Here is a 13,170-nt window from a genome sequence, read left to right as displayed (position 1 = left end):
CCTCAATGTCCGGCCGCGTGCGAGCGAAGCCGCGGATCGAGCCAACCGTAGAGCAGGTCGACAACGAGGTTCGACAGGACCATGACGGCGGCGATGATCAGCAGGATGCATTGAACGACGGCGAGGTCGCGATTGCTGACGGAGACCACCAGCAGGCGGCCGATGCCGGGCCAGGAAAAGATCGATTCCACGACGACCGCGCCCGCTATCAGCGAGCCGACCATGAAGCCGACGATCGTGACGATCGGCACCGCCGCATTGGGCAATGCGTGGTTCCACACCACGTCGCGCCATGTCAGCCCCTTGGCCGAGGCGGTGCGGATATAGGGCTGGCCCATCACCTCGATCATGGCACTGCGCGAAAAGCGGGCGAGGATGCCGATGCCGCCGATGCTCATGGTCAGCGTCGGCAGAATGCCGTGCACCCAGGTATCCTGCCCGCCCGAGGGCAGCCAGCCGAGGATGACCGAGAAGAGCAGCACGAGCAGCAGTCCCATCACGAAGGAGGGAATGGTGAAGCCGAGGACGGCTAGCAGGATGACACCGCGATCAGAGAAGCTTTGCCGGTGCAGCGCCGCGTAGACTCCGGCCGGAATGCCGAAGACGAGCTTCAGGATGAGGGCCGGCACCGTCAGCTGCAGTGTCGCCGGCACACGTTCCAGCACCAGCTGGATTGCGGATGCCTTGTCACGCATCGAGACGCCGAAATCACCGGTGAAGATCGACTTGATATAGGCGAGATATTGGATCCAGAGCGGCTGGTCGAGGCCCCATGCCTTGCGGAAGGCATCGACCGCCTCCCGCGGCACGTCAGGCCCGAGCATCACCATGGCGGGATCGCCCGACATGCGCAGGACCACGAAGGCGAAGGTGACGACCGCCATGATGGTCACCATCGCACGGAACAGGCGGACGAGAACAAAACGGATCATGGAACCCTCCCCTTATGCCGCCACCGGCGTGGTCTCGCCCGCCACGACATGGCAGGCGGCGGTGCGGTACTCGCCGATCCCTTGGAGCTCCGGCACGACGGAACGGCAGATGTCGCGGGCCAGCGGACAGCGCGGATGGAAGGCGCAGCCAGAGGGGCGCTTGGCCGGGTTCGGCGGTTCGCCCTGCAGGATGACGCGGCCTTCCAGCGGCTTGCCGGGAATGGGCACGCTGGATACCAGCGCCTTCGTGTAGGGATGCTGCGGGGCGCGGAAGATGACGTCGGAAGAAGCCTCCTCGACGATGCGGCCGAGGTACATGACCGCGACGCGGTCGGCGATGTTGCGCACCACCTTCAGGTCGTGGCTGATGAAGACCATGGCAATGCCGTTCTTTTCCTGCAGGTCGCGCATCATGTTGACGACCTGCGCCTGGATGGAGACGTCGAGCGCCGAAACCGGCTCGTCGCAGACGAGCAGTTTTGGCCGCGAAGCCAGCGCCCGGGCGATCACGGCTCGCTGGCGCTGGCCGCCCGAAAGTTCGTGGGGATAGCGGTCGGCCTGGTCATCGCGTAGGCCGACGGCCCGCATCAGTTCCGTCACGCGCGACCCCTGATGCTCCCTAGGAATGAGCTTGTGGATATCAAGCGGCTCGGCGATCTGCTTCGCAATCGTTACGCGGCGGTCGAGCGCTGCGAGCGGGTCCTGGAAGACGAGCTGCATCTTGGCGCGCAGTGCCCGCCATTCCGCGGTATGGCGCGCCGGCATCGGCTGCCCCTGGAAGCGCACACTTCCTTGCTGTGCGTCATCTATGCCGAGCAGCATGCGCCCAAGCGTCGATTTGCCGGAGCCGGATTCGCCCACGATGCCGAGTGTTTCGCCGGGCATGACCGAGAGCGAAACGCCGTCGACGGCGCGCACCGGCGTCGGGCGGCCGAAGAGGCCGCGACGGATCTGATAAATGCGGACGAGATCGTGGACTTCGATGAGCGGCGTCATTGCAGCAGGCCTTCGGCGATACGGGACGACCGGGTCTCGACGGCGCCCGCAACGGGCACCGGGCGCGTGCAGGCGAGGTTGCGGCCGCCATCGAGGGAAACGAGCGGCGGGCGCTCGCTGCGACAGGACTCGACGGCGCGCGGACAGCGCGGCGAGAAGGAACAGCCCTCCGGCAGATGTTTGGGATTGGGAACGGTGCCGGGAATGGGGATCAGCCGTTCGCGGCCGCCGTCGAGGCGCGGAATGGCATCGAACAGGCCGCGCGTATAGGGGTGGCGCGGCTCGGAGAAGAGCTGTTCGACACTGCCCTCCTCCACGATGCGTCCGGCATACATGACGCAGACGCGCTCGCAGACCTGGCTGACTGCGCCGAGATCATGGCTGATGAAAACGGTCGCCATGCCGGTTTCGGCACGCAGGCGGATCAAGAGATCGAGGATCTGCGCCTGGATCGTCGCATCGAGCGCGGTGGTCGGTTCGTCGGCAATCAGAAGATCGGGCTGACCGGCCAGCGCCATGGCGATCATCAGGCGCTGGCACTGGCCGCCGGAAAACTCGTGCGGATAGAGATCGAAGCGGCGGCGCGAATCGGGAATGCCGACCATGTCGATCAGCCGCAGCGCCTCGGCCTTTGCCGCCCCGCCGCCGAGCCCACGATGGACCCACAGCGCTTCCGCGATCTGCCGGCCGATGCGCAGCACCGGGTTGAGCGAGCTGGACGGATCCTGGAAGATCATGGCTATGCGGCTGCCGCGCACGCTTTCGAGCACCGTGCGCGATCCGCCGATGAGTTCGCGGCCTTCGATTTGCACCGAGCCGGAAACGCCCGCCTTGCCGGGCAGCAGGCCGAGGGCCGCAAGCCACGTGACCGACTTGCCGCAGCCGGATTCGCCGACGAGGCCGAGCGCCTCGCCTCTGGCGACATCGAGATCGATGCCGTGGAGAACCTGCACCCCGTCGAAGGCGACCCTCAGGTCACGCAGTTCCACGAGATTGGAGCCGGTCGAGCCCATCTTTCATCCCCGCTCTTCGTTTGCATCAAAAACAGGATCTCCGGCAGCCCTTCAGCCGCCGGAGACCGGAGTGACGGACCGATCAGATCGACCAGTTGGTGGCGCGGAAGTCCATGGCGAAGGCCGGAGCGGCCTTCCACTTCAGCGACGACTTCATGCCGGTGAAGACGGCATTCTGATGCAGGACCTGATAGACCGGGTCTTCGCGCTCGGCGATTTCCAGCATGCGGGCGATGGCCTTCTTGCGCTGCGCCCGGTCGGTGGAGGTTTCCATGACGACGGCGAGCTTGTTCATCTCTGCGTTCGTCCAGTCCTTCTTCTGCTGCACTTCGCCGTTCGGGCCGAATTGCACGACCATCGGCGTGATCGGGTCGTTGATCGAGTTGCCAGCCGACCAGTCGCGCACGCCCTTGATGCCCTGGGGATCGTGGATCTGCGCCCAGTTCTCCTTCATCTCGATCTCGACGTTGAGGCCGACCTGTTTCCACATCTCCACCATGATCTGGCCGTTGGCCGTCTGGTTCGTGTAGTAGTTGTTGAGCAGGCGGTAGGGGATCGCATCGCCCTTGTAATTGGCCTGCTTCAGAAGGTCCTTGGCGAGATTGGGATCGTAGGCCGGGGGCGCCCAGCCATCGATGAACATGTCGCTGTTGCGGAAGGATTCGAACTGCAGGCCGGCCGGGATGACCGTCTTGCCGGCCCAGAGCGCATCGACGATCGCCTGGCGGTCGATGGCATGGGTCATCGCACGGCGAACCAGCGGGTTGGCGAGGATCTCGTTCTGGGTGTTGAAGACCGAAATGCGGTGGTTCCAGATCGTCGAGTTCTGGATCTCGTAGCCCGGAGCGGCCTGAACGGCGGCGATCTGATCCGGCGGCAGGTCGCAGGCGAAGTCGTATTCGCCAGACAAGAGGCCGTTGACGCGCGAGGCGACTTCCGGAACTTCCACGAAGCGGATCTGCTCGAGCGGCGGGCGGCCGCCCCAATATTCGTCGAAGGCGACGAGGGTCAGCGAAACGTCCGGCTTGTATTCGCCGACCATATAAGGACCCGTCGTGATCGGCTTGCGCGACCATTCGGTGAAGCTCGCGGCCTCATCCCAGGCGCGGCGGTTGGTGATCTGGCTGCCGCCGGAATAGAGGCGCCCTTCCAGCGTCACGTCGGGCGTCGTGTTGTGCAGGCGCACGGTGTACTTGTCGACGATCTCGATGCCGGCGAGCGCCGGCCACAGGCGACGTCCGACGCCGGGAACGGTTGCCGGCAGTTCCTTGGCGGTCGCAGGCTTGTGGTCAGCTTCGAAAATGGTCTTGCCACCGGCGGGCTCCGTGTTGCCGAACACGCGTTCCTTGGAGAAGGAGAAGGCGACGTCCTCGGCGGTCATTTCATCGCCGTTGTGGAACTTGACGCCTTGGCGCAGCTTCAGCTCGAGCGTCTTGTCGTCGATACGCTTCCACTCGGTGGCAAGACCCGGAACCGGACCCTGATTGCCCATCCAGTCACGCAGGATCAGGCCTTCCCAGAGGTTGGGGAAGAAGATGCGCTCGCCGACGTTGGACTGCTCGTGATAGACGTCGAGCGAGTTGTTGTTGGTGATCTTCTGCACCGCGATCGTGATGGACGGGCGCTTGCCCTGGCTGAAAGCGAGGCGCGGCAGAACGAGCGTGCCGGCGGTGGCGCCGATAAGGCCGAGCGCGCCGCGTCGATTGATCGAAATCATCGGAAACTCCTTGTGTCTTGACCGACGAGCCCCCGCTCGTGGTCTGTGTTGTTAAAATCAGCTAGATGTCGCCGCATTGACGGCTTCATGAATTTTTCAATAAAGGCGCCCGTCGCGGATGCCGCGAAGAGCCGTTCCAGCGCGTGAGGCAAGGCCCCCGCGCGACGAGATCAGCCGGCGACAGGAACCACCGGTTTGCTTGCAGGCGAAGCGGCGGTTCCCGCCGAAAACGCTTCGAGCGCGCGCGCCAGTTCACCCGCTCCCTCCACCGTTTGCAGAGCGCCTGCCGCCTTCAGCGCCGCGTGCCGTCCGCTGCGCGGATCGGCCGGATCGACGAAGCCGATCGCCGCCATGCCGGCCGCCACGGCACCCGTAATCCCGAGCGCGCTGTCGTCGATGACAAGGCAGCGGTGCGGCGCCACGTCGAGACTTTCGGAGCAGAGAAGGAAAAGGTCAGGCGCAGGCTTGGGCCTCGCCACCATCTCGGCGCTGTAGATATGCGGTGCAAATTCCGTCCACAGATCCAGAAGACCGAGGCTGCGGCGCAGCCTCTCCATGTCGCTGTTGGACGCGACGCATTTACGCTGCTTCACCTTCCGCACCAGCTCTTCCATGCCGGCCATCGGCCGCAGCGAACGGGAAAACTCCGCGTAGAGCGCGCTTTTGGCATCGGCGAAGACACGATCCGGATCGGCAAGGCCGAGTTCCTCGCGACAGAGGCGGCCGGCCGCCTCCCTCGAAAGTCCGGTGAAGCGACGGTGAACCTCAGCGTGGCTCAAGGGAACGCCGGCGCGCTGCAGGGCCTGCGCCAGCGTGCCGCTCGCCACCGGCTCGCTGTCGATCAATACGCCGTCGCAATCGAAGATCAGAAGTTCTATCGTCATGCAGACGGCATTACGTTACATATGTTACACCAATGTGAAATATGTAACGCCGAGGCGTTTCGGGATGGGGATTGATGGAATCGCATGAACTGAAAATTCGGGCGGCCTGGCTCTATCACGTGGAGGGGCTGACGCAGGCACAGATCGCCGAGCGCATGTACCTCACCCGTCGCCGGGTGAACGAGTTCCTGGCCTCAGCCCTTGAGGAAGGCATCGTCAGGGTGAGCTTCGCCTCGCCGCTTGCCGCCGGCATGGAGCTGGAATCGCGCCTGCAGGGACGTTTCGGCCTGGAGGCGGCAGTCGTCGTGCCCACCCCTGCCGATCCGCAGCTTCTGCACCAGGCGCTCGGCCGCGGCGCGGCCGCCTATCTCGACCGGCTGATCCAGGCCCGCAAGCCCCGCTCCATCGGGGTCGGCTGGGGCGCGACGCTGCGCGAGACCGTCACCAACATGACGCCGGCAAGCGAGCCCGGGATCGAGCTGCGCTCGATGATGGGCGGGCTGACACGCGGCTCGGAGATTAACACGTTCGAGATCGTGCGAGCCTTCGCGCAGGTCCTGAAGGCGCAATGCCACTATTTCGCGGCACCGATCTATGCCGAGAGCCCGCAATCGCGCGAGGCGATCATCACGCAATCGGTCTTCGAGCGCATTTTCCGCCAGACCTGCGAAGTGGATATTTCCTACCTGAGTGTCGGCGACGTGACCAGGCAATCCCTGCAGGTACGCTACGGCCTGCCGGCCGGAACCGACATCGGTGACCTCATCGCCGTCGGCGCCGTCGGCGACCTGCTGGGCCGCTATATCGATGCCGAGGGCCGCCCCGTCGCCCACCCGCTGAACGCACAGGTGCTAGCCCCCGACCTCACCGACTACCGCAGGATCCCCTGCCGCATCGTCGCCTCGGGCGGTATCCACAAACACGCCATCCTCACCGCCACCGTACGCGCCGGCCTCGCAACCGCGCTGATCACGGATGAGGAGAGCGCAAGGGCGTTGCTGGCGGGCGGATGAGGTGAGGTGTGTGCCTGCGTAATGGGAGGCGACCGGCGGGCGCGCAGGGTTTGAGCATGGTAGGTGGAATGTGGAACGTGTGCCCTTCCACCCCTTCGGCCGCACGTACCCGAATGTTGTCGCAAATGCCACCAACCGAAAGGCGCTACGGCGCCGACAGTTTTGGCCCGATGGCGGGTCGTGCACCCCGATGCTGGTGCATCGAGAGTAGAGCCTGCACGTGCCAAGGCGACACAAGATTATACGAACATGGAATTTCGTCAGGCGGCCAAAATAGGCGCCCATTCCTTTTGGGGATGGGTACTGGGAAGCGCGGTCATAGTCGGAGGAGCGGTATACGGGGCAAATCTCGATCTCCAGGGGGTTCGAAAGGCATTCTCGGAAGCCAGTCCGACGCGAAAGCCCGAATGGTTTGCCGAAGATGCACCGCAATCTTGATGCAAATCCTCGGCACGCCGGCCGAGCTCCTGCGCTGTTCGCGGCGAGGGTTTGACCTGGCAGCTCGACGGTGGCATCTTCCCTGTGCGCCCTGCGCATAGAATCCGGCTACTTCTCATTGTGTACTGAAATCGAAGCCCCCGCACCGCGTTGAACTGGCACGAAGGGAGAGTCTTGGATGCCTGGCCCGCAGCGTTCCGCCCTAGGATCCCTCGTATTGATAGCGGCCGTCATAGGTTTCGGCGTCGGCGCGTTTGCCTACACTGCCGGATGGCTCAGCCCTGACCGCCTTACGTCGACGAAGCTCGTAAATGCGTTGGCGCCTCCTGGCGGACCGGCTCTCGGACATCGGAGAAACCACGCAAAGGGCGTTTGCTTCACTGGCACATTCGAAGCGAACGGGAACGGTACTGCGATTTCACGGGCGTCAATGCTTGCCGCCGGACAGTACCCCGTCCTTGGCCGCTTCAACCTCGCAACGCCGGACCCGAATGCTGCCGATCCGACAGTTAGAGTTCGGGGCATTGGCGTGCAGATCGCAGCGCCCGACGGCAACGTCTGGCGGATGGCTCTGATCGATCCGCCTGTTTTTGCGGTCTCCACGCCGCAAGGTTTCTACGACTTGCTTAATGCGTCTGCGAGCAAGGATCCGGAAGCGATGAAAGGCTTTGTGGCAGCGCATCCAGAATTCGCTGCGTTCGGCGAGTGGGCGACCACGGCTCCCTGGACGGCCAGCTACGCCGAGGTGGCGTTCAACAGCCTCAATGCATTCATGTTCAAGGATGGGTCGGGCGTAGAGCACGCCGTTCGTTGGTCTTTGCGTCCGGAGGCGCAGGCCGCGCCGATCACGGCCGAAGACTTCGCCAAGCTCGGCGCCAATCATCTCGAGCAAGATATAACCGAACGCGTTGCGAGGTCGCCTCAGCGTTGGACGCTCCTGCTGACGGTGGCCGATCCCTCCGATCCAATATCAGATCCTACCAAGGCCTGGCCCCCGGGGCGGCGTACTGTCGAAGCTGGAACTCTGGTCGTGCAGAAAATAGAGCCGGAGGCGGACGGCCCATGCCGTGACATCAATTTCGACCCGACCATCCTGCCTGACGGAATCAAGGTTTCCGATGATCCGTTCCCCGCGGCCCGCTCGGCAGCCTATGCCAAATCCTATGATCTGCGGACATCGGAAGCGAGCAGTTATCCTCGAACAGGAGCGAGCGCGAAGCCATGACGGACGGCACCAAGACACGATTCTCCACCATCCAGCGCTTGTTGCACTGGCTGATGGCGATAGGCATCCTGGCAATGCTATTCATCGGCGTCGGAATGGTTTCCACCATCGGACGTGAGTATGTGCCGCTCTTGCTGACGCATAAGACGTTAGGGATCGCCATTCTTGTCCTTGCCCTGGTTCGCCTCGTGGTTCGCTTCATATCCGGCGCTCCACCGTTGCCCGCAGACCTTCCGGAACCGATGAAGCTTGCCGCTCATCTGTCCCACGTAGGTTTGTACGTGCTGATGATAGGGATGCCCTTGATCGGGTGGGCGATGTTGTCCGCCGCCGCTTACCCAGTCGTGCTCTATGGCGGCATAAGGCTCCCCCCGATACTGCCGCAGAGCGACACCCTGCACGCACTGCTCTGGAGCGCGCATTACTATCTTGCCTTCGCGTTCTTCGCTCTTGTGTTGATGCATCTTGCGGCGGCGCTTTTCCACGGGCTCGTCCGTCGCGATGGGGTCCTCGAGACTATGCTGCCTGGCAAATAACGGTGGTGTTCGTGGAAGGGTTATCGTCACCGCCAGGCCCTCAACCGAGGCAGCGCTGAGTGTGAGGGTGCCTTCGGCTACKGCATCTACCGCCGGTACCTGGATGAACCGCCTCACAGCTGATCGCCAACGCAATCGTGCGTTGCACTTCTAGGGCGCCAAGCCGACTCCATGGGGGCACCCCACTCGCCAAAACCAGTCCTGATCGAGATCGGGTTCACGGGACACCTCTCCAATGGCGGACTTAGCCCGGTTGAAGATCGCGTAGCAGAGTTCGGTATCGTCATGGCGAGCATGATAGGCAATTCCGTCAGGGCTCAGCGGATGATCGATCAATGCCTTTGCCCAAGCCTGTGGAGCGTCGTAGGAAAGACCCGAATGAGGGACTTCCCTCACGCTGCCGGACCAGTGCGGCTTCTTTCCCGCCGAAGCTAAGGTTGGCTATCCCCATCACCAGTTAGATCACGGCCGGACACAAAGATTACGCGCGGACGTGGGATTTCCGCAACTCTACGCCCGTCTCGGGCAGCAAGGACGGCGCGGAGCGTAGACTGGATGTCGTCGTTGCGGACTCTGAAGTACGAGCGGCCGCTCAATTTGGTCTATGGAACGCTTTTGACCAAATTGCCGCGACCGGTGCGGACCTGCCCCAACCTAAGACTTAACTGGTGCGAGCACGAAATCGTGCTCGACCTGCCAGAATTTTCCCTCGAAGCCGAGCTCTCTGGCTCGAGCGGGATCCTCGGTCAGCTTGAAGTCGGCAAGAAGGCTCTCCTTCACGCCAAACACCGCGTCCGAATGGATGTAGGGATCGTCGGGATCAAAGATATGCGTGACAAGTGTTTCGAACCCTCCCGCCTTGATGATGTAATGCAGATGCGCCGGCCTGAAAGGGTGTCGGCCGAGCGCACCCAACATCTGCCCGACAGGCCCGTCATCAGGGATCGGATAATATTTGGGCTTGACCGCGCGGAACCAATAGTGCCCGTCCTTTCCCGTTCGGAATACGCCGCGCAGGTTGAAATCCGGCTGGATACCTTGCTGCTGCACGTCATAGAAGCCTTCGTCATTGGCCTGCCAGACATCGAGGACGGCATTGGCGATCGGCTTGCCATCGGTATCCAGGATGCGGCCACTGATGACCATATCCTCGCCCTTGTGGTCCAGGCAGATATTGGCACCCATCGGCAATTCCGGGGCATCGGCGACGTGGAACGGTCCGAGTACCGTGCTCTCCGAGGCCCCGGTGGGTTTGCGATTGTTGATCGCATCGACGAGCATCGAAACGCCGAGCACATCCGAAAGGAGGATGAATTCCTGCCGCCAGTCGGTACAGGTGTGGCCGGTGCGCGTGAGGAACAGGATCGCATCCATCCATTCCTCCTGCGTCGGTTCCAGTTCCTTCACCGCCTCGTGGAGCTTGCGGGTGACGACCTCGATGATCACCTTCAACCGCGCGCTCTTTGCCCCGCCATTGCGGCTGGTGACGACGTCGACGGAATTTTCTTCGGTGAAATAGCCGTTTTCTTCAGCACCCATGACGACCTCAGCGATCCAGGATTATTTTCAGGACGTGGCTCAGTTCGGCTTCAGGCTCGGCGACCGCCGCATGCGAGCGCCAGGCGACATGATGGTCGGGACGAACGAGCAAGGCGCCGGAATCACTGATCTCGCGGGCGCCCGCCCAATCTCCCGTCAGATCCTGCCAGACCTGCCGGGGACCAATCTTGTGGATGGCGATCGGGATGCCGAACTCCTTCGACAGCGCCTTTACCGCGAGAGCCCAACTGTCGCCGCCGATCCCGGTCAGGACCGTGAAAATGCCATGCCCCGTAAGATCGAGACTGGAAACCTTCTCTCCCTGCGTCCCGAACAGCCAGACATGCGGAAGCCGTGCTCCCGGCCATGTCGTCGGCTGGCAGTGAAGCTCGGGGTCCTTTTCGAAGGCGGGTTCTGCCTGCCCGTCCTTGACGACGGCCTGCGATGCATAGCGATGGTTCATCTCGACGCCATGGGCATCAAATTCATAGACCTTGTAGGCGATGGCATCACGGATGGCGGCGCGCTGGCGTTCGGCGGCCTCGCCGTCATCGCAACGCGCGTCCATGTTCTGCTGCATCTTGACCGGATCGACGGAATCCAGAAGGCCCAACGCCTTGAAGATCGGGCCGAATTCCTCGATCGACTTGTTGGCGCGCGTGACGATCTGCTTTGCAATGGGCGCGCGCTCAGCCTGATAACTGTCGAGAAGGCCCATTCCGGCCTGGCCCCTGATCACCATGGCAAGCTTCCAGGCGAGGTTGAAGCCGTCCTGGATCGACGTGTTGGAGCCGAGACCGTTCGATGGCGGATGGCGGTGCACGGCATCACCGATGCAGAAAACCCGGCCATTCGACAGGGTCGTCGCGTACATATTGTTGACGGTCCAGGTGGAGACCGACTTGATCTTCGGCTCAAGCTCGGGAACGCCGACCAGTTCACGCACGACCTTGGTGGCAAAGGCATTGTCGACTGCGGGGGCCGGCTGATTGATGTCATAGCCCCAGACGATCAGCCACTCGTTCCACGGCCTTACCATGCGTACGAGGCCCATGCCGATACCGCCGACGTCGGCACCCGGCTGCAGAACCCAGTAAAGCACGGAGGGGCGATGGGCGACATAACGCGACAGATCCGCCTCGAAGAGAATGTTCATCGAACCGGCCACACCCATCCGGCCCTCGAAGGACAGGCCGGCATGCTCGGCGACCTTCGAATTGCCGCCATCGGCGCCGATGAGGAATTTCGAGCGGATCGTCACTTCCTTCCCCGTCAGGCGATCGAGGCATGTCGTCGTGACGCCGTCAGCATCCTGGACATGGCTCAGATATTCGGTCGACATGCGCGACTGGGCGCCGCGCGAACAGGCCGTCTTGAAGAGGAGCGGCTCCATATAGGTCTGCGGCAGGTCGTTCATCCGCCCCGGCGAGGACAGGATATGTTCGGCGCGCGACAGCGGATGATTGCCCCAGCTCTGCATGCGGCCGATTTCCTCGCCCGCGACCGCCGTGCAGAAGACGTTTTGCCCCATCAGGTCCTGTTCGGTCGCAAACAGATAGACCTCGTCTTCCACATCCCGGCCGAGATCGCGCAGAACCTCCATCGTGCGCTGGTTGGTGATATGCGCGCGCGGCGTATTGGCGAGCCAGCGATAGCGATTGATCACGAGCGGCTCCAGACCGTAGCTCGCCAGCAATGCGGCAGTCGCCGAGCCCGCAGGTCCCGTTCCTATGATCAAGACGTCGGTGGTGATATCAGCCATTCGGCCCTCCCTTTTCATCTGGTAGAACAGATCCGCCCCCGAGCAGGCGGCGAACCGGAAAGAGTTCCCAACCTGTGCGGTCGGATATCAGCCCCCAGAGTCCCCGGGGCGCAAACAGCATGGTGACGATGGCAAGCGCCCCGAGCGCCAGAAGGTACCAGGAGCCGTAGGCCGAAAAGGCGTTCTGCAGGAAAAAGAAGACCAGCACGCCAAGGATCGGCCCTTCGATCGTGCCTATCCCACCGATGACCGTGATGAAGATGACATAGGCCGTCCAGTCGGTCAGCGAGAAGGCGGCATCAGGCGATATCCGCCCCTTCTGGAGATAGATGAGCGCGCCGATGATGCCGGTGATGAAGGCCGTAAACAGATAGATCATCGTCTTAAGCCGGCGTGCATCGACGCCGAGTGCACGCGCAGCCGTCTCGTTGTCGCGCACCGCCGCAAGCCCGAGACCCTGGCGGCTGCGCAACAGCTTGTAGACGGTCGCAATCGTTGCGGCCGCGACGATCAGCGCAAGCCAGAAGGACAGGGCATCGGCTGCCGCGGCAGCCCGCATGCCGAACCAGTCTTCAAGCAGGGAGATGCCCAGCATGTCGCGGGTCGCATCCCGCGGCAGCGACGTGCCGGTACCACCGCCGAGCGCCTTCCATTGGGCAAGCAGCAGTCGTCCGACTTCAGCGATAACCCAGGTGCCGATCGCAAAATACGGGCCGTAGAGGCGAAAGGCGAAGAAAGCGGTCGGTACGGCGATCACCATGGCGGCGACGCCGGCAAGCGGGATGGCGAGGATCGGATCGAGCCCGGCCAGAATGACGAGGCCGAAGAGAGCATAGGCGCCGCAGCCGACAAAGAGCTGCTGGCCGACCGAAATCAGCCCCGCATAGCCGGCAAGCAGGTTCCAGCTCTGCGCCAGGGTCAGCATCGTCAGGATGAAGAACAGATCCTGCACCACGCCGCGTGACAGGAAAAGCGGTGCTGCCGCAAGGCCGGCGAGCACAACCAGGCAGACCAGCGAAAAGATCTGGGACAGCCGCGTGCCTGTTTCGATCCTCCAATCCGGGGATGCTTGACTATCGGTTGTCATGGTTTCCAAACCCGTGGTCATGGCGCCG

12 protein-coding genes are annotated in these 13,170 nt (G+C 63.0%); 3 read left to right on the top strand and 9 right to left on the bottom strand.

The features are described 5' to 3' along the window. Positions 1–2: 2 nt before the first annotated feature. The 5 genes from AC1DTN_RS28425 to AC1DTN_RS28405 all read right to left on the bottom strand — a co-directional run bounded on the left by AC1DTN_RS28425 (position 3) and on the right by AC1DTN_RS28405 (position 5,542). Positions 3–932, bottom strand: coding sequence for an ABC transporter permease (locus AC1DTN_RS28425; RefSeq protein WP_113320742.1), 930 nt, complete (start codon positions 930–932; stop codon positions 3–5). A 12-nt stretch (positions 933–944) separates the two neighbouring features. After that, the gene (locus tag AC1DTN_RS28420; RefSeq protein ID WP_113320741.1) at positions 945–1,928 is read right to left on the bottom strand and encodes an ABC transporter ATP-binding protein; all 984 of its coding nucleotides are present in this window, start codon (positions 1,926–1,928) and stop codon (positions 945–947) included. Beyond that, positions 1,925–2,941, bottom strand: coding sequence for an ABC transporter ATP-binding protein (locus tag AC1DTN_RS28415; protein WP_477923601.1), 1,017 nt, complete (start codon positions 2,939–2,941; stop codon positions 1,925–1,927). Before AC1DTN_RS28415 ends, AC1DTN_RS28420 begins: the two co-directional genes overlap by 4 nt. An 82-nt stretch (positions 2,942–3,023) precedes the next feature. Further along, on the bottom strand, positions 3,024–4,658 hold the full coding sequence (locus AC1DTN_RS28410) for an ABC transporter substrate-binding protein (protein ID WP_113320739.1): 1,635 nt from the start codon (positions 4,656–4,658) through the stop codon (positions 3,024–3,026). 170 nt (positions 4,659–4,828) lie between these two features. Further along, the gene (locus AC1DTN_RS28405; RefSeq protein WP_113320738.1) at positions 4,829–5,542 is read right to left on the bottom strand and encodes an HAD-IA family hydrolase; all 714 of its coding nucleotides are present in this window, start codon (positions 5,540–5,542) and stop codon (positions 4,829–4,831) included. A gap of 74 nt (positions 5,543–5,616) precedes the next feature. On the opposite strand from AC1DTN_RS28405, the gene AC1DTN_RS28400 reads away from it, so the two are divergent. The 3 genes from AC1DTN_RS28400 to AC1DTN_RS28390 all read left to right on the top strand — a co-directional run bounded on the left by AC1DTN_RS28400 (position 5,617) and on the right by AC1DTN_RS28390 (position 8,754). Next, the gene (locus AC1DTN_RS28400; protein ID WP_442206531.1) at positions 5,617–6,555 is read left to right on the top strand and encodes a sugar-binding transcriptional regulator; all 939 of its coding nucleotides are present in this window, start codon (positions 5,617–5,619) and stop codon (positions 6,553–6,555) included. 616 nt (positions 6,556–7,171) lie between these two features. Continuing rightward, the gene (locus tag AC1DTN_RS28395) at positions 7,172–8,218 is read left to right on the top strand and encodes a catalase family peroxidase (RefSeq protein WP_113320736.1); all 1,047 of its coding nucleotides are present in this window, start codon (positions 7,172–7,174) and stop codon (positions 8,216–8,218) included. Further along, entirely contained in the window at positions 8,215–8,754 is a 540-nt protein-coding gene (locus AC1DTN_RS28390; protein WP_113320735.1) for a cytochrome b, read from the top strand. Before AC1DTN_RS28395 ends, AC1DTN_RS28390 begins: the two co-directional genes overlap by 4 nt. A gap of 150 nt (positions 8,755–8,904) precedes the next feature. Here AC1DTN_RS28390 and AC1DTN_RS28385 read toward each other — a convergent pair whose 3' ends face one another. From AC1DTN_RS28385 to AC1DTN_RS28370, 4 genes are all read right to left on the bottom strand, one after another. Beyond that, positions 8,905–9,150, bottom strand: a complete 246-nt coding sequence (locus tag AC1DTN_RS28385) for an RES domain-containing protein (protein ID WP_477923599.1) — start codon at positions 9,148–9,150, stop codon at positions 8,905–8,907. Positions 9,151–9,408: 258 nt separating this feature from the next. Next, on the bottom strand, positions 9,409–10,293 hold the full coding sequence (locus AC1DTN_RS28380) for an intradiol ring-cleavage dioxygenase (RefSeq protein ID WP_439018372.1): 885 nt from the start codon (positions 10,291–10,293) through the stop codon (positions 9,409–9,411). Positions 10,294–10,300: 7 nt separating this feature from the next. Continuing rightward, entirely contained in the window at positions 10,301–12,055 is a 1,755-nt protein-coding gene (locus tag AC1DTN_RS28375) for an FAD-dependent oxidoreductase (RefSeq protein WP_477923598.1), read from the bottom strand. Then, positions 12,048–13,163, bottom strand: a complete 1,116-nt coding sequence (locus AC1DTN_RS28370; protein WP_477923597.1) for a branched-chain amino acid ABC transporter permease — start codon at positions 13,161–13,163, stop codon at positions 12,048–12,050. Before AC1DTN_RS28370 ends, AC1DTN_RS28375 begins: the two co-directional genes overlap by 8 nt. Between the last annotated feature and the right edge of the window lie 7 nt (positions 13,164–13,170).

This window comes from Rhizobium sp. 01T444, assembly GCF_056398305.1.
The sequence above is the reverse complement of the archived record's forward strand: the minus strand, read 5'-3'. Positions and strand labels throughout refer to the sequence as shown.